The 17,728-nt window shown below is 71.8% G+C and carries 18 protein-coding genes; 7 read left to right on the forward strand and 11 right to left on the reverse strand.

Annotation, left to right across the window (positions count from 1 at the left end; all coding sequences use genetic code 11):
- Nucleotide 1: 1 nt before the first annotated feature.
- On the reverse strand, nucleotides 2-1,147 hold the full coding sequence (hppD, locus tag NV263_RS03575) for a 4-hydroxyphenylpyruvate dioxygenase (RefSeq protein WP_263254036.1): 1,146 nt from the start codon (nucleotides 1,145-1,147) through the stop codon (nucleotides 2-4).
- A 219-nt stretch (nucleotides 1,148-1,366) separates the two neighbouring features.
- On the opposite strand from hppD, the gene NV263_RS03580 reads away from it, so the two are divergent.
- Entirely contained in the window at nucleotides 1,367-1,828 is a 462-nt protein-coding gene (locus tag NV263_RS03580) for an Lrp/AsnC family transcriptional regulator (protein ID WP_263254037.1), read from the forward strand.
- Nucleotides 1,829-1,884: 56 nt separating this feature from the next.
- Here NV263_RS03580 and greA read toward each other — a convergent pair whose 3' ends face one another.
- A complete protein-coding gene (gene greA / locus NV263_RS03585; protein ID WP_263251036.1) occupies nucleotides 1,885-2,373 on the reverse strand; it encodes a transcription elongation factor GreA in 489 nt (162 codons plus the stop codon).
- A 188-nt stretch (nucleotides 2,374-2,561) separates the two neighbouring features.
- Nucleotides 2,562-2,999, reverse strand: coding sequence for a DUF4307 domain-containing protein (locus NV263_RS03590; RefSeq protein ID WP_263251037.1), 438 nt, complete (start codon nucleotides 2,997-2,999; stop codon nucleotides 2,562-2,564).
- A 216-nt stretch (nucleotides 3,000-3,215) separates the two neighbouring features.
- Between NV263_RS03590 and mca the strand changes: the two genes are divergently transcribed.
- From mca to NV263_RS03605, 3 genes are read left to right on the forward strand one after another with little or no spacing between them, the layout of a single operon-like run.
- Nucleotides 3,216-4,097 (forward strand): mycothiol conjugate amidase Mca, encoded by an 882-nt coding sequence (gene mca, locus NV263_RS03595; RefSeq protein WP_263251038.1) that lies wholly within the window; start codon nucleotides 3,216-3,218, stop codon nucleotides 4,095-4,097.
- Nucleotides 4,094-4,396 carry a hypothetical protein gene (locus tag NV263_RS03600; RefSeq protein ID WP_263251039.1) on the forward strand — a complete coding sequence of 101 codons (303 nt, stop codon included), beginning with the start codon at nucleotides 4,094-4,096 and terminating at the stop codon, nucleotides 4,394-4,396. Before mca ends, NV263_RS03600 begins: the two co-directional genes overlap by 4 nt.
- 51 nt (nucleotides 4,397-4,447) lie before the next feature.
- Complete coding sequence (locus NV263_RS03605) at nucleotides 4,448-6,478, forward strand: thioredoxin domain-containing protein (protein ID WP_263251041.1); 2,031 nt, start codon at nucleotides 4,448-4,450, stop codon at nucleotides 6,476-6,478.
- Between the two features lie 22 nt (nucleotides 6,479-6,500).
- Here NV263_RS03605 and trhA read toward each other — a convergent pair whose 3' ends face one another.
- Nucleotides 6,501-7,178, reverse strand: a complete 678-nt coding sequence (gene trhA / locus NV263_RS03610; RefSeq protein ID WP_345601333.1) for a PAQR family membrane homeostasis protein TrhA — start codon at nucleotides 7,176-7,178, stop codon at nucleotides 6,501-6,503.
- 108 nt (nucleotides 7,179-7,286) lie between these two features.
- Here trhA and NV263_RS03615 point away from each other — a divergent pair, with 108 nt between their 5' ends.
- Nucleotides 7,287-8,063 (forward strand): isoprenyl transferase, encoded by a 777-nt coding sequence (locus tag NV263_RS03615; protein WP_263251042.1) that lies wholly within the window; start codon nucleotides 7,287-7,289, stop codon nucleotides 8,061-8,063.
- A gap of 67 nt (nucleotides 8,064-8,130) precedes the next feature.
- Here the strand turns inward: NV263_RS03615 and NV263_RS03620 are convergent, their stop codons facing one another.
- Together NV263_RS03620 and NV263_RS03625 are read right to left on the reverse strand one after the other, a co-directional pair.
- Nucleotides 8,131-8,376: a hypothetical protein gene (locus NV263_RS03620; RefSeq protein WP_263251043.1), complete on the reverse strand. Its 246-nt coding sequence runs from the start codon at nucleotides 8,374-8,376 to the stop codon at nucleotides 8,131-8,133.
- Nucleotides 8,377-8,671: 295 nt separating this feature from the next.
- The gene (locus NV263_RS03625) at nucleotides 8,672-8,914 is read right to left on the reverse strand and encodes a hypothetical protein (protein ID WP_263251044.1); all 243 of its coding nucleotides are present in this window, start codon (nucleotides 8,912-8,914) and stop codon (nucleotides 8,672-8,674) included.
- An 806-nt stretch (nucleotides 8,915-9,720) separates the two neighbouring features.
- On the opposite strand from NV263_RS03625, the gene NV263_RS03630 reads away from it, so the two are divergent.
- Nucleotides 9,721-11,088: a PhoH family protein gene (locus NV263_RS03630; RefSeq protein ID WP_263251045.1), complete on the forward strand. Its 1,368-nt coding sequence runs from the start codon at nucleotides 9,721-9,723 to the stop codon at nucleotides 11,086-11,088.
- 48 nt (nucleotides 11,089-11,136) lie between these two features.
- Here NV263_RS03630 and NV263_RS03635 read toward each other — a convergent pair whose 3' ends face one another.
- The 3 genes from NV263_RS03635 to NV263_RS03645 form a co-directional block, all read right to left on the reverse strand.
- On the reverse strand, nucleotides 11,137-12,576 hold the full coding sequence (locus tag NV263_RS03635; protein ID WP_263251046.1) for a GuaB1 family IMP dehydrogenase-related protein: 1,440 nt from the start codon (nucleotides 12,574-12,576) through the stop codon (nucleotides 11,137-11,139).
- Between the two features lie 194 nt (nucleotides 12,577-12,770).
- Entirely contained in the window at nucleotides 12,771-13,181 is a 411-nt protein-coding gene (locus tag NV263_RS03640) for a DUF4288 domain-containing protein (RefSeq protein ID WP_263251047.1), read from the reverse strand.
- Between the two features lie 13 nt (nucleotides 13,182-13,194).
- Nucleotides 13,195-14,703: an ATP-dependent DNA ligase gene (locus NV263_RS03645; RefSeq protein WP_263251048.1), complete on the reverse strand. Its 1,509-nt coding sequence runs from the start codon at nucleotides 14,701-14,703 to the stop codon at nucleotides 13,195-13,197.
- A gap of 169 nt (nucleotides 14,704-14,872) precedes the next feature.
- Between NV263_RS03645 and NV263_RS03650 the strand changes: the two genes are divergently transcribed.
- Nucleotides 14,873-15,325: a DUF4442 domain-containing protein gene (locus tag NV263_RS03650; RefSeq protein WP_263251049.1), complete on the forward strand. Its 453-nt coding sequence runs from the start codon at nucleotides 14,873-14,875 to the stop codon at nucleotides 15,323-15,325.
- A gap of 39 nt (nucleotides 15,326-15,364) precedes the next feature.
- Here the strand turns inward: NV263_RS03650 and NV263_RS03655 are convergent, their stop codons facing one another.
- Together NV263_RS03655 and NV263_RS03660 are read right to left on the reverse strand one after the other, a co-directional pair.
- Nucleotides 15,365-16,759, reverse strand: a complete 1,395-nt coding sequence (locus tag NV263_RS03655; RefSeq protein WP_263251051.1) for a class II fumarate hydratase — start codon at nucleotides 16,757-16,759, stop codon at nucleotides 15,365-15,367.
- Between the two features lie 130 nt (nucleotides 16,760-16,889).
- Nucleotides 16,890-17,666: a S1 family peptidase gene (locus NV263_RS03660; RefSeq protein ID WP_263251052.1), complete on the reverse strand. Its 777-nt coding sequence runs from the start codon at nucleotides 17,664-17,666 to the stop codon at nucleotides 16,890-16,892.
- Nucleotides 17,667-17,728: the final 62 nt, after the last annotated feature.

A 17,728-nucleotide genomic window follows, 5' to 3' on the forward strand; every position in this document is an offset into this window, starting at 1 on the left:
CTCAGAGGTTGCCGCGCAACGCCTGCTCCCGCTCGATCGCCTCGAACAGGGCCTTGAAATTGCCCTTGCCGAAGCCGAGCGAGCCGTGCCGCTCGATGAGCTCGAAGAACACCGTCGGACGGTCGCCGATCGGCCGGGTGAAGATCTGCAGCAGGTAACCGTCCTCGTCGCGGTCGACCAGGATGCCGTGCTGCTGCAACGTCTCGATCGGCACCCGGACCTCGCCGATGCGGGCCCGCAGCTGCGGGTCCTCGTAGTAGGCGTCCGGGGTCGCCAGGAACTCCACCCCGCGTTCCCGCATCGCCGACACCGTGCCGATGATGTCTCCGGTGGCCAGCGCGATGTGCTGGCAGCCCGCACCGCGGTAGAACTCCAGGTACTCGTCGATCTGCGACTTCCGGCGGCCCGCGGCGGGCTCGTTGAGCGGGAACTTGACCCGGTGGTTGCCGTTGGCGACGACCTTGCTCATCAGTGCCGAGTACTCGGTGGCGATGTCGTCGCCGACGAACTCGGCCATGTTCACGAAGCCCATCACGCGGTTGTAGAACGCGACCCACTCGTCCATCCGGCCGAGCTCGACGTTGCCGACGCAGTGGTCGACGGCCTGGAACAACCGCTTCGGCGCCCCCGGCGGGGGCACGTGGCCGCCCTGCCTGGTGACGTATCCCGGCAGGTACGGCCCGGTGTAGCGGCTGCGGTCGACCAGCGTGTGCCGCGTCTCGCCGTAGGTGGCCAGCGCCGCCGTCCGCACCGCGCCGTGCTCGTCGGACACGTCGTGCGGCTCCTCGACCACGGTCGCGCCCTGCGCCCGTGCGTGCGCGACGCACTTGTCGACGTCGGCCACCTCCAGCGCGAGGTCGACGACACCATCACCGTGCCTGCGGTGGTGGTCGGCGAGCGGGCTGTCCGGGTCGACGGCGCCCTTGAGCACGAAACGCGCCGATCCGGACCGGAGCACGAACGCCCTGTGGTCGCGGTTGCCGGTCTCCGGGCCGGAATAGGCGACGAGTTCCATGCCGAACGCGACCTGGTAGAACAGCGCGCTCTGGGTCGCGTTCCCGGCCACGAACACCACGGCGTCCAGCGCCTTCACCGGGAACGGGTCCTTCGACGGATCGTGCTCGACCAGCCCGACGAGCTGGCGCATCTGGTCGAAGGTGACGTCGTCCAGCTGTCCGCCCTGCTTGGTGGTCTCGGTCACGGTGGCCCCCCGATCTGCGCGATTCCCGCGACAGGAGCCAGCGTGCGCCGACCGGACATCATGGGCAACAGATGTTGATTCCGCTGGTCAATCTGACCAGGATCTGATCCAGTTCACCGCGAGAACGATCGAGAGAGGTGGGACGTGGCTGTCAACGCCGACGGCATGGACTCGCTGGACGCCCGGTTGTTGCTGCTGCTCTCCGACGAACCCCGCCTCGGGGTGCTGGAGTGCTCCCGGCGGCTGGGCGTCGCGCGCGGCACCGTGCAGGCCCGGCTGGACCGGATGGTCCAGCGCGGCATCCTCCGGGGCTTCCCGCCCGACCTGGACCTCGCCGCCATGGGTTACGGGCTGACGGCGTTCGCGTGGTTGGAGATCGCCCAGGGGGCCCGCGCCTCGGTCGCCGAGCGACTCGCCTCCATCGACGAGGTGTGCGAGGTGCACGCGACGACGGGCCAGGGCGACCTCTTCGTCCGCATGGTGGCCCGCTCCAACGCCGACCTGCAGCGCGTCATCGACAAGGTGGTCGCGGTCCCGGAGGTCCTGCGCACCTCGACGTCGATCGCCCTGTCGACCCCGGTGCCGCCGCGAGTCCGCCCACTACTGGAAAGGCTGGCGGAGCGATGAGCTCCGCCAGCCCCTGCCACGTGTGAGCAGGCCCGTCGCCGGGCGTCCCCGGTCAGTCACGGGGCGAACGGTTCGGCCTTGATCAGGGTCACCTTCATGGTGCCGCCGTTGGGCAGTTCGTACTCCCTGGTCTCGCCTTCCTTGGCGTCCAGCAGGGCCTTGCCCAGCGGGGAGTTGGGGGAGTAGACCTCCAGCTCGCCGTGCGCGCCCTCCTCGCGGGTCGCGAGCAGGAACTGCTCGGTCTCGTCCTCGCCCTCGTAGCGGACGGTCAGCACCGAGCCGGGCTTGGCGACGCCCGACTCCGTGGGAACGTCGCCGACCTTGGCGGTGCGCAGCAGCTCCTGGAGCTGGCGGATCCGGGACTCGATCTGCCCCTGCTCCTCGCGCGCCGCGTGGTACCCGCCGTTCTCGCGGAGGTCGCCCTCCTCGCGGGCCTCGTTGATCTTCGCGGCGATCACCGGGCGGTTGGCCACGAGCTCGTCCAGCTCCCCCTTGAGCCGGTCGTAAGCATCCTGGGTCAGCCAGGTCACCTGGGTCTCGCTCACGGTCACCACTCCTCGTCGACGGCGGCTCCGCGCTCTCTCGCGGGCCAACAACTCCCCGTCCGGCCTTGTCAGTCTCGCCAGGAACGGAAAAACACGGCCCGCGCGGGGCCGTGCTGAAGACGACGATAGCACGAAGTACCACGCCCGGGCGTCGGATTTTTCCGTTTCCCGGCGCGGTACGGCTGTAATCACCCAGTTGGCCTCGTGTGGGTGGTCAGGTATTCAGGAACGTCGTAAGAGCAGCCGTACACCTCCCCGACGATCGCTCGGGCGGAGGTTCGCAGCACAGTGTCCTGCCTGGTGACGCCATCCGCAGGTTGGATGAGGACTTCCTTGCGCCCGACCTCCTCGCCGGAGCGGGCCAGGGCGCGCACGACGCACTCGGCCGGGCGCCGCGGGTCGTCGCGCTGGACCTCGACGGTGATGTTCACGGCGTGGTCGTCCACCACCTGGAACGCGGTCTGCTTGCCCTCGATGGGCGCGCTGCCGAGGTTGCGGTAGCCGAGGTAGGCGACGCCGACGAGTCCGACGAGCACCACCGCGACCAGCGACCACAGCAGCCCGGGGCGCGCTTTGGTCCGCGCGCGCGACCCGTACCGGTCCTCCGGGATCTGCTGTTGCGTCACCGGCCTGGCAGCCTCTCGACGAACGTGTGCTGGCGCCCCGCGGGGCTCTCGTGTGGCCCAGGCCCCGCACCGCGGGGGCTGGCGCCGAGGACGTCGGTCCCGCCGGGAACAATGTGGGTCGACGTCCACGTTGAGTATCCCTGGGGTGTCCTGCGGTTGTTCAAGCGGGGCCGGTCTAGCGGAACACATGCTGCGAGCGGGAGGGACAGCCGGGCGATGGCGGACAAGCTGCGTCTGATGACGGTGCACGCGCATCCGGACGACGAGTCCAGCAAGGGAGCCGCGACCACGGCGCGGTACGTGGCCGAGGGCCACGACGTGATGGTGGTCACGTGCACCGGAGGGGAGGCCGGCAGCATCCTCAACCCGGCCATGGACCGGCCGGAAGTGGTGGCGAACCTGCCCGCGATCCGGCGGGAGGAGATGGCCGAGGCCGCCAAGATCCTCGGCGTGCGGCACCGCTGGCTCGGGTTCGTCGACTCCGGCCTGCCTGAGGGCGACCCGCCTCCGCCGCTGCCGGAGGGCTGCTTCGCCAACGTTCCACTGGAGACGTCCACCCGCGAACTGGTCGCGGTGATGCGCGAGTTCCGCCCGCACGTGGTGATCACCTACGACGAGAACGGCGGCTACCCGCACCCGGACCACATCCGCTGCCACGAGGTCTCGGTCGCCGCCTTCGACGCGGCCGGGGACCCCGACCTGCATCCGGACGCCGGGCAGCCCTGGCAGCCGCTCAAGCTGTACTACTCGCACGGCTTCTCCCGGCGGCGCATGCAGCTGTTCCACGACGCCCTGCTGGAGCGCGGCATGGACTCGCCGTACGGCGAGTGGCTGCAGAAGTGGGACGCCTCCCGGCCCGATCCCGACACGCGCGTCACCACGCGCGTCGAGTGCGGCGAGTACTTCGAGGCGCGTGACGACGCGTTGCGCGCCCACGCGACCCAGATCGACCCCAACAGCCGCTGGTTCGCGGTCCCGCTCGACATCCAGCGCGAGCTGTGGCCGACCGAGGACTACGAGCTGGTGCGCTCGCTGGTCGACACCACGCTGCCGGAGGACGACCTGTTCTCCGGCGTCGAAGAGAAGGTGTGCGCATGAGTGCCCAGCCGACCGTCGCCCTGGTCCTGGCGCAGGCGCCGCCGTCGCCCAACGACCCGGGTGGCCAGGGCGAGGACTTCGGCAAGTCCTCGCCGGTCGGGCTGCTGCTGCTGGTCGTCTTCGCGATCGCGGTGGTCTTCCTGGTCAGGTCGATGACCAAGCACCTCAAGCGGGTCCCCGTGACGTTCGACGAGAAGCGCGCCGAGGCGGCGGCCCCGGCCCGCGCCGTTCGCGAGGAGACCGGGGAACCCGGCGAGCGGACCGGCGAGTCCGAAAAGGACGACTCCACCGGCTCGTAGCGCGCCACCAGGTGGGTGCGCCCGTTCCGGGCGAGTGGGAGGCTGGGAGCCATGGCGAACCGGCTAGCTGACGCGACCAGCCCCTACCTGCTCCAGCACGCCGACAACCCGGTCGACTGGTGGCCCTGGTCGGAGGCGGCGTTCGCGGAGGCGCGGCGGCGCGACGTGCCGGTGCTGCTGTCGGTCGGCTACGCGGCGTGCCACTGGTGCCACGTCATGGCGCACGAGTCCTTCGAGGACGCCGAGACCGCGCGCGTGATGAACGAGCACTTCGTGAACATCAAGGTGGACCGCGAGGAGCGCCCGGACATCGACGCGGTCTACATGGAGGCCACCCAGGCCATGACCGGTCAGGGCGGCTGGCCGATGACCTGCTTCCTCACCCCCGACGGCGAGCCGTTCCACTGCGGCACCTACTACCCGGCCGCGCCGATGCACGGCATGCCGTCGTTCCGCCAGCTGCTCGACGCGGTCGTCCAGGCGTGGTCGTCCCGCGGGGTGGAGGTGCGCAAGGCCGCGTCCCGGGTGGTCGAGCAGCTGTCCGCGCAGCGGTCGGCGCTGCCGGAGTCCATCGTGGACGAGGAAGTCCTGGCATCGGCGGTGTCCCGGTTGCACGCCGAATTCGACTCCGAGCACGGCGGATTCGGTGGCGCGCCGAAGTTCCCGCCGTCGATGGTGCTGGAGTTCCTGCTGCGCCACCACGAACGCGTCGCCGCGGCGGGCAGCGGTCGTTCCGCGCTCGAACTCGCCGAGGCGACCTGCGAGGCGATGGCGCGCGGCGGTGTCCACGACCAGCTCGCGGGCGGGTTCGCGCGCTACAGCGTCGACGCGGGCTGGGTCGTGCCGCACTTCGAGAAGATGCTCTACGACAACGGGCTGCTGCTGCGCGCGTACGCGCACCTGGCCCGGCTCGGCCGCGGCCCGCTGGCCGAGCGGGTGACCCGGGAGACCGCCGAGTTCCTGCTGCGGGACCTGCGGACTCCGGAGGGCGGCTTCGCCGCCTCGCTGGACGCCGACACCGAGGGGGTCGAGGGCCTCACCTACGTCTGGACCCGCGAGCAGCTGCGCGAGGTGCTCGGTGCGGCGGACGGCGACTGGGCCGCCGAACTGTTCGGGGTGACCGAGTCCGGGACCTTCGAACACGGCACGTCCACGCTCCAGCTCCGGCACGACCCCGACGACCCGGCGCGCTGGCGGCGGGTCCGCGACGTGTTGCGCGAGGCCCGCGAGCAGCGGCCGCAGCCCGGCAAGGACGACAAGGTCGTCACCGCCTGGAACGGCCTGGCGATCACCGGCCTGGTCGAGGCGGCCACCGCGCTGGACGAACCGCGCTGGTGGGAAGCGGCCCGAGGCGCCGCCGAACTCCTCCTCGACCTGCACCTGGTGGACGGCCGCCTGCGCCGCACCAGCCGCGACGGCGTCGTCGGCACCGCCGCGGGCGTCCTGGAGGACTACGGCTGCTTCGCGGACGGCCTGCTCGCGCTGCACCAGGCCACCGGCGAACCGCGCTGGCTCGACGCCGCGTGCGGTCTGCTGGACAGCGCCCTGGAGCACTTCGCCGACCCCGAACACCCCGGGATGTTCTTCGACACGGCCGCGGACGCCGAGGACCTCGTCCGGCGTCCCAGCGACCCCACCGACAACGCCAGTCCCGCCGGTGCTTCGGCCGTCACCGCCGCGCTGCTCACCGCTTCCGCGCTGGCCGGGCCGGACGCCTCGCGGCGCTACCGGGACGCGGCCGAGCGGGCGTTGTCGCGCGTCGGGCTGCTCGCGCAGCGGGCACCCCGCTTCGCGGGGCACTGGCTGGCCGCAGCGGAGGCGCGGGCGCACGGACCGCTCCAGGTCGTCGTGGCGGGCGAGGCCGGCGCCGACGACCGCGCGGCCCTGATCGCCGCGGCGCGCCACCACGCTCCGGGAGGATCGGTGGCCCTCGCCGGAGAACCGGAGGCGACCGGCGTGCCGCTGCTGGCCGGACGACCGCTGGTGGACGGGGCCGCCGCGGCCTACGTGTGCCGGGGCTACGTCTGCGACCGCCCGGTCACCACGGCGGAGGAGCTCGCTGCCGCCCTGACCCTGACCTGACCCGGTAGTCGTTGCCGGGTGGTCAGGCGTACAGGGCGAGCCAGATCGCGACGTGGTGGCAGATCGCGGCCAGCGACACCGCCGCGTGGAAGAACTCGTGGTAGCCGAACGTCCGGGGCCACGGGTCCGGCCGCCGCGTCGCGTAGCAGATCGCTCCGACCGTGTAGAGCAGGCCGCCGACCAGGAGCAGGACCAGAGCGGCGACGCCCGCGTGGTGCAGCAGGTCGGGCAGCACGAAGACCGCGACCCAGCCCAGCGCGATGTACACCGGGACACCCACCCAGCGCGGTGCGTTCGGCCACGCGAGCTTGAGGGCCACGCCGCCGAGCGCACCGCCCCACACGATCGCCAGCACCAGCGTCCCGGTCGTCGGCGCCATGGCCAGCATCGCGAACGGCGTGTAGGTGCCCGCGATGAACAGGAAGATCATCGAGTGGTCCAGCCGGCGCATCCACGTCCGGGCGCCGACGGTCTTCCAGGTCTTGCGGTGGTACAGGGCGCTGACCCCGAACAGACCGAGCACGGTGGCGACGTAGATCGAGGTACCGGCAGCGGCCTCGGCCGACACCGTTGCGGCGGCCAGCGAGATCAGCACCGCTCCCGCGAGCGCGGCTACCACGAGGGACCACAGGTGGATCCAGCCGCGCATCCGGGGCTTGATGAACGCGGTCGGTCGTCGTGCGGAGAGAGCGGAAGTCACGGGACCGAGGTTACGGGACCGTAAGTTGGGGCAGGAGTGACGTGCGCCGCAGCGGAGAAGTCAGGGAGGAGTCGGGGCGCCCGCGGCGTCCGCGTAGTCTCATCGGGCGTGGCGCTCAAGGTTCGGCTGAAGGAACTCGTCTACGACATCTACGAGCGGCGACTGCGACGCAAGCTCGATGGACTCCAGCACCCCCGGCACGTCGGCGTGATCCTGGACGGCAACCGGCGGTGGGCCCGCGAGGCGGGGCTGGACGCCGCGCACGGGCACCGCGCGGGCGCGCGCAAGATCGCCGAACTCCTCGGCTGGTGCGAGGAAGCGCAGGTCGAGGTCGTCACCCTGTGGCTGTTGTCCACCGACAACCTCAACCGCACCTCCGAGGAGATCGAGGCGCTGCTGGAGATCATCGCCGGGGTCGTCGACGACCTCACCGACCCGGCCACCTCGTGGCAGGTGCGGATCGTCGGTGCGCTCGACCTGCTGCCGACCGAGACCGCCGCGCGGCTGTCGGCCGCCGCGCTGCGGACCAAGGGACACACCGGGATGCAGGTCAACGTGGCGGTCGGCTACGGCGGGCGTCGGGAGATCGCCGACGCGGTGCGCAAGCTGCTGCAACAGCACGCCGAGGCGGGCACCACGATCGAGGAACTGGCCGAGGTGCTGACCGTCGACCACATCGCCGAGCACCTCTACACGTCTGGCCAGCCGGATCCGGACCTGTTGATCCGCACGTCCGGGGAGCAGCGGCTGTCCGGCTTCATGCTCTGGCAGTCGGCGCACTCGGAGTACTGGTTCTGCGAGGCGTACTGGCCCGCGTTCCGCCGCGTCGACTTCTTGCGAGCGCTGCGCGACTACGCGGTCCGCCACCGCCGTTTCGGCGGGTAGGCATGAGGAAAGGCCAGGCCGCGCGGCCTGGCCTTTCTCGTCAAGGGGGGAAGTGCGGTGGTCGACCTCAGGCGCTGGGGTGGTCGACGACCGGGGCGTTGACGCAGTCACCGGTCTGCGGCGACGCGACCGGCACGATGACGCCGATAGCAGCGGCCACGTCGTCGTTGCACGCCTGGATCGGCAGCACGCTGACGTTGTTGTCGTCGACGGCGTTGATGCCGTCGTTGTCGGCCGTGTCGGCGTTGGCGACCGGGGCCAGGGCCATCAGGCCGGCAGCGGCACCGCCGATGATCGCTGCCTTCTTCAGCACGGGGTTCACTCTCCTTCGATTTACCGCGGAATCGTGGCGCCTCTCCGCCGCGCTTTTTGGCGCGGATGTCGAGATGCCGGTCAAGTCTGCTCGTTCCCGACTGGAAAGCGCCGGTGACGTGCCGGAGTTCCCTCGTTCATCACACTTTCGTGTGATCACGAAATCGTCACGTCGGAAACGGGTGCCGTCCGACGGGGCGATTGGGCGAATGGCGAGCAAAAACAAGCGCCGGAACCACGCCGGCGCCTATTTCGGCGACCGGAATCGCCCCGCCAGACGGCGACGATGTCGCGTCTCAGGCGCTGGGGTGGTCGACCACCGGCGCGTTGACGCAGTCGCCGGTCTGCGGCGACAGGATCGGCACGATCGCCCCCAGGACGGCGACGTTGGAGTTGCAGACCTGAACCGGCAGAACGCTCAGGTCGTTGTCGTTGAGCAGGTTGATGCCGTCGTTGTCGGCCGTGTCGGCGTTGGCGACCGGGGCCAGGGCCATCAGGCCGGCAGCCGCACCGGCGATGATCGCTGCCTTCTTCAGCACGTCGGTTGCTCCTTGTTGGATGGGATGAAGACAAGTGCGGAGTCCCCCCGCTGCGACCGCAGCGGTTTCGTTCGGGGAGCACCCAGGTCGAGAACATATCGAGTCGGGTCGGCGAAACAAAACCTGATTAACACCATCGTGTGATTTGTTTGCCGGTTCGACCGCGTTTTTGATTGCGCCGACAAATTCGCAGGTTTTGGCGTTGTAGGAAACGTACCCCGGTGCGGGGGTTCGCGGAAGCCCTAGTAATGTCCCGCAGTTGACTTGGAGCGCGGCGCCGAATGGGCTCGCGCCGTTCGGAGGTGGGGTTTCCGCGTGCGAGGGGGTTGACGTCCGGATGCCGTTCCGCGGTCGCGCTTCACTCGAACGGACTAGTGCGGTCGGCCTTCGACCACTCGCCGTGCCTGGTCGGTGGCGGTCGGGAGCCCGGTCCGGAGCCTGCGCCTCGCCCTGTCGGAGCGCGGAAATCCGAGGTCGTGGCGTCGCCGGGACGAGCGGATGCGAGCATTCCGGAACGCGCGGCTGACCATTCGGTGAATCACCTAAGTGGCTGCCTGCTGAGAGCGGATCACGCAGGTAGCGTGCGCTGTGACGGGCCGTTCCAGCCAGTCCGTACGCGGCCCGTCCGGGGAGGCCCTGACCGTGGCGGAAGGCCGGAGCGGGCGGTTGCACCGTCCACCGTGGTCGCGAGGGGCCGGTGCCCGGCCCTGGCGGCAACGGCGGACGCGGTCCGGCCGAGGCCAGGCAGGGACAGGCCCGGCCCGCCGACGAGCGGGTGTGCGCAGCACATCCGCGAGGGAGTAGCCGTGACCGCACGACGTTCCCAGCCGCACGCGGAGCGCCCAGACGTCTCCGCCCGCACCGCGACCAGCCCCGGCGCCGAGATCCGCACCTACGTCCTGGACACCTCGGTGCTGTTGTCCGATCCCTGGGCGATGGCCCGGTTCGCCGAGCACAGCGTGGTGCTGCCGGTGGTGGTGATCGGTGAGTTGGAAGCCAAGCGCCACCACCCCGAACTCGGCTGGTTCGCCAGAGAGGCCCTGCGCACCCTCGACGACCTGCGCATCCGCCACGGGCGCCTGGACGAGCCGGTGCCGGTGGGCGACTCCGGCGGCAACCTGCACGTGGAGCTCAACCACTCCGACCCGGAGGTGCTGCCGCCCGGCTTCCGCACCGACTCCAACGACTCCCGGATCCTGGCCTGCGCGCTGAACCTGGCCGCCGAAGGACGCCGGGTCACGCTGGTGACCAAGGACATGCCGCTGCGCGTCAAGGCGGCCGCGGTGGCGCTGGACGCCGAGGAGTACCGCGCGCAGGACGTGGTGTCGTCCGGTTGGACCGGGATGGCCGACCTCGACGCGCCGCCCGACTCGGTGGACGCGCTGTTCAAGGAGGGCGTCGCCGACCTCGACGACGCGCGCGAGCTGCCCGCGAACACCGGGGTCCGGCTGCTGGCCGGGTCGCAGAGCGCCCTCGGGCGCGTCACCGCGGACAAGCGGGTCAAGCTGGTGCGCGGCGACCGCGAGGCGTTCGGGCTGCACGGCCGCTCCGCGGAACAGCGCATCGCGCTGGAACTGCTGCTCGACCCCGAGGTCGGCATCGTGTCGCTGGGCGGGCGGGCCGGCACCGGCAAGTCGGCGCTGGCGCTGTGCGCGGGCCTGGAGGCCGTCCTGGAGCGCGGCCAGCACCGCAAGGTCGTGGTGTTCCGCCCGGTGTACGCGGTCGGCGGTCAGGAACTCGGCTACCTGCCGGGGACCGAGAACGAGAAGATGCAGCCCTGGGCGCAGGCGGTGTTCGACACGCTGGGCGCCCTGGTCAGCGAGAACGTCCTCGACGAGGTCATGGACCGGGGCATGCTCGAAGTGCTGCCGCTGACCCACATCCGCGGCCGGTCGCTGCACGACTCGTTCGTCATCGTCGACGAGGCGCAGTCGCTGGAGCGCAACGTGCTGCTGACCGTGCTCTCCCGGCTCGGGGCGAACTCGCGGGTCGTGCTCACCCACGACATCGCGCAGCGCGACAACCTCCGGGTCGGCAGGCACGACGGCGTGGCCGCGGTGATCGAGAAGTTGAAGGGCCACCCGCTGTTCGCGCACGTGACGCTGGCCCGGTCGGAGCGCTCGCCGATCGCGGCCCTGGTCACGGAGATGCTGGAGGGCGAGTTCACCCCGTGAGGCCGAACGGGGCCCGGGGCCGTCGCGCGGTCCCGGGCCCCGCCCCGGTCACCAGCCGGACGGCAGCGGACGGCCCTCGGCGAAACCGGCCGCGGACTGGATGCCGACCACGGCGCGCTCGTGGAACTCCTCCAGGCTGCGCGCACCCGCGTAGGTGCACGACGAGCGCAGCCCCGAGGTGATCTCGTCGAGCAGGTCCTCCACCCCCGGGCGCTGCGGGTCCAGCCGCATCCGGGAGCTGGAGATGCCCTCCTCGAACAGGGCCTTGCGCGCCCGGTCGAAGCCGCTGTCGGTGCGGGTCCGGGCGGACACGGCGCGCTTGGACGCCATCCCGAACGACTCCTTGTAGGCGCGGCCGTGCTCGTCGCGCTGCAGGTCGCCGGGGGACTCGTAGGTCCCGGCGAACCAGGAGCCGACCATCACCGACGCCGCGCCGGCGGCCACCGCCAGCGCCACGTCGCGCGGGTGCCGCACGCCGCCGTCGGCCCAGACGTGCTTGCCCAGCTCGCGGGCCTGCGCGGCGCACTCGGCGACCGCGGAGAACTGCGGGCGGCCGACGCCGGTCATCATCCGCGTCGTGCACATCGCGCCCGGGCCGACGCCGACCTTGACCACGTCCGCACCGGCCTCCACCAGGTCGCGCACGCCCTCGGCGGTCACCACGTTCCCGGCGACGACGGGCACCCGCGGGCCCACCGCGCGCACGGCGCGCAGCGCGGTGATCATCTTCTCCTGGTGGCCGTGCGCGGTGTCCACCACCAGCGTGTCGACACCGGCCTCCAGCAGCGCGGACGCCTTCGCCGCCACGTCGCCGTTGACCCCGATCGCGGCCGCGACGCGCAGCCGTCCGGAGTCGTCGAGCGCGGGCGTGTAGATCTCGGCGCGCAGCGCGCCGCGACTGGTCATGATGCCCGCCAGGCGCCCCTCGCCGTCGACCGCCAGCGCGACGCCGCGGGCCTGCTTGTCCAGCTGCTCGAACACCTCGCGCGGTTCGGTCTCCAGCGGCAGCACCACGGGGTGGCGGTCGGCGACCTCGCCCACCCGCGCGAAGCGGTCGACACCGGTGCAGGCCGCCTCGTCGACCACGCCCAGCGGGCGGTTGTCGTCGTCGACCACGACGACCGCGCCGTGCGCGCGCTTCGGGAGGAGGTTGAGGGCGTCGGCGACCGCGTCGTCGGCGTGCAGCACCAGCGGGGTGTCCCACACCGCGTGCCGCGCCTTCACCCAGGACACGATCTCGGCGACCGCGCTCGGATCCACGTCCTGCGGCAGCACGACCAGGCCGCCGCGCCGCGCGACCGTCTCGGCCATCCGGCGACCCGCGACGGCCGTCATGTTGGCCACCACGATCGGCAGGGTGGCCCCGGTGCCGTCGCAGGTGGCGAGGTCCACGTCGAAACGGGACTCGACGCCCGAGCGCCGGGGCGCCAGGAAGACGTCGTCGTAGGTCAGGTCAGTGGTGGGCTGCTGCCCGTTCAAGAACCGCACGTCTCACCATCGTACGTGTCGCCGAGGCCCGCGTAACCCATCTGGACGGAACCGGACGTACCGGGAGGGCTCCCGGAGCCGATGTGACCGCGGCGCGCAGCGCCTCCATGGGGGACCGGTGGTCGGGCGACGGGCGGGCCGCTGAGGTTCCGCTCCCGGCACCGCCACGCACAACGAGTTGGAAGTTCGGTCCCTCAGACGTCCTCGGTGTTGAGGGTGCGGTAGGCGGCGTAGTCGCGGAAGAAGCGGCTGAACAGTTCCGTCCCGTCGTCGAAGGTGGTGTCCTCCAGCGCGCGGACCTCGACGAGCTCCTTGAAGTGCCAGGTGACCGGGCGGTGGTGCTCGTCCTCGTAGGAGGTCTGCAGCTCCTTGCCATGGTCGGTGGCCTTCTCCCGGGCCTCCTCCTCGGACTCGGCCTTGACCAGCACGAAGGACTCCTCGTACAACGGGCGGTGCCCGGGATCGTCCGATGTGGACTCCAGCAGCAGGACCGCGAGGTAGTAGTCCGGTTCGACGGCGTGCGGCTGCACCTGGAACTCGTGCGGGTCGATGGTGCCGGGGCCGATGTCGATCGAGCCGACTTCGTCGGGTTCGTTGCTGCTCATGCCGTCCAGGATGTCACCCCCGGGGGAGCATCGCGCGGACCGCCTCGACGGTGTCCGCAGAGGCCGCGTCCTTGTCCGGGCGGTAGCGCAGGACGCGGGCGAAGCGCAGCGCGACGCCGCCCGGGTAGCGGGTGCTCGTCTGCACGCCGTCGAGTTCCACCTCCACCACCAGGTCCGGGACGACGTGCACGGTGTGTGCGTCGCGGTGGGTCTCCCGGCGCAGGAACTCGGCGGTCTGCCAGGCGAGCAGTTCGTCGGTGAGGCCCTTGAAGGTCTTGCCCACCATGATCGGCGGGCCGCCGTCCGGATCGCGCGCGCCCAGGTGCAGGTTGGACAGCAGGCCGCGGCGGCGCCCGTGGCCCCACTCGGCGGCCAGCACCACCAGGTCCAGGGTGTGCTCGGGTTTGACCTTGCGCCACGCCCGCCCGCGGCGGCCCGCCGCGTACGGCGAGTCCAGGTCCTTGACCATCACGCCCTCGTGACCGGCGGCCAGCGCCTCGTCGAGCAGTTCCGCGGCCCGTTCGGCGGTGGGGGACAGCACCGCGGGGATGCGGTGCGCCGGCGCGGCCCGCTCCAGCGCGTCCAGCCGTCGGCGCAGCGGCAGGTCCAGCAGGTCCGCGCCGTCCAGGTGCAGGCAGTCGAAGAAGTACGGGTACAGCAGCAGGTCCCGCGGGTTCTGGGCACCGAAGCGGCCCATGGTCTCCTGGAACGGGCGGGGACGGCCGGAGTCGTCGAGCGCCAGGGTCTCCCCGTCGAGCACGATCGACCGGCAGTCCAGGCCGCGGACCAGGTCCACCAGTTCCGGCACGGCCGAGGTGATCTCGCGCAGCGTCCGGGTGTAGACGTGGACCTCGGCGCCGTCGCGGTGCACCTGGATGCGGGCACCGTCCAGTTTGTACTCGACGCTGACGTCGCCGGACAGCGCGGAATCCAGGTCGTCGGCGGGGGAGGCGAGCATCGGGCGCACCGGTCTGCCGACCCGCAGGTGGAACGCGGCGAGCGCGGGTTCCCCGCCGCGCAGCGCCTCCGCCGCGGTGACGGGCAGCTGGCCGGAGAGCATGAACGCGCGGCGCACCGGTTCGGTCGGCACCCCGGCGGCGGCCGCGACCGCCTCGATCATCACGCCCTCCAGCGCGCCCTGGCGCAGCTCGCCGCCGAGGAGGCGGATCAGGAAGTCCTGTTCCCGCGCGGTGGCCCTGCCGAGCAGCTCGTCGAGCGCGTCGGCGCGGCGCCGAGCCGAGCCGGAGCCGCGGATCGACCGCAGCCCGTCGACGGCCGCGGCGACGTCGGTGACGGTCAACGTCGGTTCGGACGCCGGTTCGACGTCCAGCGCGGACAGCGCGGACCAGCCGACCCCGGCCCGGCCGCCGGGCAGTTCCCCGGCCAGCAGGGCCGTCGCCGGGTTCACCTCGGCGTCGTCCAGGCGGGCCAGCAGGTCGGCGATCGCGCTGGTCTTCGCCTTGCGTGAGCGGGTGGCCGCGACCGCCGCGGAGGTCGCGACGACGTCGGCGAGCAGCACCATCAGTCCATGGTGCCCGTGGATCCGGCGGGGTTCCAGGACACGTTCCGCAGCGGTGGCTCCGCGGCCGACGAGCCCGGGGCCGGGGCCGATCAGTCCACTTCGTCCGGACACTCGGGACCGGTCGCAGGTGCCGCGGGCGACCGGGTTACCCATGAGTAACATGTGCGGCATGACTGCTGACTACGGCTGGGTGGCCGACGCCATGAAGAAGACGGTGCCGTGGGTCGCCACGGCCGGGATCGAGTTCCGGGAGGTCGCCGCGGACCGCGTGGTGTGCGAGCTGCCCGACCGGGAGGACCAGCGCAACCACGTCGGCGGCCCGCACGCCGCCGTCATGTTCGGGCTCGCGGAGACGGCCTCCGGCGCCGTCGGGCTGGCCGCGTTCGCCGCGCAGCTGGAGCGGGCCACGCCGCTGGTGGTGCACTCCGAGATCCGCTACCGCAAGCTGGCGCTCGGCCCGCTGACCGTCGAGGCGACGCTGGGCCGTCCGGCCGCCGAGGTCGTCGCGGAGCTCGACGCGGGCGAGCGTCCCGAGTTCCCGGTGCGCTGCGAGATCCGCGACGGCGAGCAGCGGGTCACCGGCGAGGTCACCGTGCGGTGGACGTTGCGGCCCAACGCGTGAGGCGGGTGGGGCGGCCCGGTCCACCCCACCCGCCCGGGTTCACTCGCCCCGGGCCATCCGGAGCACGTCGAGGGCCTCGTCGAGCTGCTCCAACGTCAGCTTGCCGGACTCGACGTGGCCGCGTTCCAGGACGACCTCGCGGATCGTCTTGCGCTCCTTGAGCGCCTGCTTGGCGACCGCCGCGGCCTCCTCGTAGCCGATGTAGCGGTTCAGCGGCGTGACGATCGACGGCGAGCCCTCGGCGTACTCGCGCGCCCGCTCGACGTTGGCCTCGACGCCCGCGAACACCTTGTCCGCCAGCAGCCGCGACACCGCCGCCAGCAGCCGCGCCGACTCCAGCACGTTGCGCGCGATCACCGGCAGCATCACGTTGAGCTGGAAGTTGCCCTGCGAACCGGCGAACGCCACCGCCGCGTCGTTGCCGACGACCTGCGCGACGACCTGGAGCGTGGCCTCCGGGATCACCGGGTTGACCTTGCCCGGCATGATCGACGACCCCGGCTGCAAGTCCGGCAGCGCCAGCTCGGCCAGCCCGGTGCGCGGGCCGGAGCCCAGCCAGCGGAGGTCGTTGGCGATCTTGGTCAAGCTGACGGCGACGGTGCGCAGGTTGCCGGAGGTCTCCACCACGGAGTCCTGCGCGGCCTGCGCCTCGAAGTGGTCGCGGGCCTCGGTGAGCGGCAGGCCGGTGACCCGCGCCAGCTCCTCGGCGACCGCGGCCCCGAAGCCCTCCGGGGCGTTCAGGCCGGAACCGACCGCGGTGCCGCCGATCGCGAGCTCGCCCAGCCGGGACAGGCCACCGCGCAGCCGTTCCACGCCGAACCGGACCTGCGAGGCCCACGCGCCCGCCTCCTGCGCGAGGGTGACCGGCACCGCGTCCATCAGGTGGGTGCGGCCCGACTTCACCACGTCGGTCCACTCGGCCGCGCGCCCCTCGATGGTGTCCGCGAGGTGCTCCAGGGCCGGGACGACGTCGGTGAGCACCGCTTCGGTCGCGGCCACGTGGATCGTCGTCGGGAACGTGTCGTTCGACGACTGCGACGCGTTGACGTGGTCGTTCGGGTGCACGTCGCGCCCGAGCCTGCGGGTCGCCAGGGTCGCGATGACCTCGTTGGCGTTCATGTTCGACGACGTGCCGGAACCGGTCTGGAAGACGTCGATCGGGAAGTGCTCGTCGTGCTCGCCCGCGGCGACCTCGTCGGCGGCGGCGGCGATCGCCTCGGCCATGTCGGCCTCCAGCACGCCCAGCCGGCCGTTCACCCGAGCGGCCGCCGCCTTCAGCAGGCCGAGCGCGCGGATCTGGGCGCGCTCCAGGCCCCGGCCGGAGATCGGGAAGTTCTCCACGGCGCGCTGCGTCTGCGCGCGGTAGAGGGCGTCGGCGGGCACCCGCACCTCGCCCATCGTGTCGTGTTCGATCCGGTAGTCCTGTTCAGCCATGGCTGAAGTCTCCCGCTTCCGCGGGTGGCCGGTCAGTATGGGTATCGCCACTCGGTGGCGCGGCGCACCGCGGGTGTCCGAACTGGACCGATGAAGGTGCCGCATCTCGCACGCCGCGCCACCGGGCGCGTCAGCCGATGGTCTGTTCGATCCATCCCTTGTACGCCGTGGCGTTGGTGTAGACCGACGGTGCCGTGCCGCACACCGGGACCACGCTGCCGAGGCGGCTGGTGATGCCGGTCAGCTTCCAGTCCCCGGGCTGCCCCTCCAACTGCGGACCGCCGGAGTCGCCGAAGCACGCGTTGGCCAGCAGTTCGTCGCTGCCGGTGCAGATCTCGGTCTTGCCGTCGATCGAGCTCAGCGTGCACTCGGCGGCCGGGGCGACCTTCGTGCCGAGTTCCTGGAGCTGGACGGGCGGTTCACCGCAGCCGCGGACCGGGCAGGTCACGCCCCAGCCGATGATCCGCGACGGGGTGCCGACCGGGCCGGCGGAATCCGCGATGGTGACCGGCTTCTCCGGCACCGCGCGGTCGAGCTCCAGCAGCGCGAGGTCGCCGTTGGGGTTCCGCTTGGCGTAGTCCGGGTGCACCACGATCTTGGCCACTCCCGCCTCGGTGCCGCCCTTGGTCCGGTCCGGGCTGCCGATGCGCAGGCCGAGGTCGGCGGGTTTGGCGTCCTGCACGCAGTGCGCGGCGGTGAGCACCCACCGCTGGTCGATCAGCGACGCCCCGCAGCTGTGCTGCCCGGCGCGTTGCAACGACGCCATCCAGTCGTACTGCTCGGTCGCGTTGTGACCGCCGACGACCAGTGCTCCCGGGTCGTCGACGGCGGACGCGGCCGCGGGCAGCGCCGCCATGCTGAGCACCGCCGCGGCGATGGCGCCGAGCAACGTGGACGTTCTCCTCACGGTTCTCTCTCCCCGCAGGGGCCGGTTTTCGGGTGAACGTATGTGGCGGGAGACCACCCGAG

The sequence above is a fragment of the Saccharopolyspora rosea genome, assembly GCF_025643595.1.
Taxonomy (GTDB): Bacteria; Actinomycetota; Actinomycetes; order Mycobacteriales; family Pseudonocardiaceae; genus Saccharopolyspora; species Saccharopolyspora rosea.

Excerpts from the sequence above, each read along its gene's own strand:
- hppD (WP_263254036.1), bottom strand. The coding sequence starts at position 1,147 with ATGCGCCAGCTCGTCGGGCTGGTCGAGCACGATCCGTCGAAGGACCCG.
- NV263_RS03580 (WP_263254037.1), top strand. The coding sequence starts at position 1,367 with ATGGACTCGCTGGACGCCCGGTTGTTGCTGCTGCTCTCCGACGAACCC.
- NV263_RS03645 (WP_263251048.1), bottom strand. The coding sequence starts at position 14,703 with ATGGTGCTGCTCGCCGACGTCGTCGCGACCTCCGCGGCGGTCGCGGCC.
- NV263_RS03650 (WP_263251049.1), top strand. The coding sequence starts at position 14,873 with ATGACTGCTGACTACGGCTGGGTGGCCGACGCCATGAAGAAGACGGTG.
- NV263_RS03600 (WP_263251039.1), top strand. The coding sequence starts at position 4,094 with ATGAGTGCCCAGCCGACCGTCGCCCTGGTCCTGGCGCAGGCGCCGCCG.
- NV263_RS03605 (WP_263251041.1), top strand. The coding sequence starts at position 4,448 with ATGGCGAACCGGCTAGCTGACGCGACCAGCCCCTACCTGCTCCAGCAC.
- NV263_RS03655 (WP_263251051.1), bottom strand. The coding sequence starts at position 16,759 with ATGGCTGAACAGGACTACCGGATCGAACACGACACGATGGGCGAGGTG.
- NV263_RS03640 (WP_263251047.1), bottom strand. The coding sequence starts at position 13,181 with ATGAGCAGCAACGAACCCGACGAAGTCGGCTCGATCGACATCGGCCCC.
- mca (WP_263251038.1), top strand. The coding sequence starts at position 3,216 with ATGGCGGACAAGCTGCGTCTGATGACGGTGCACGCGCATCCGGACGAC.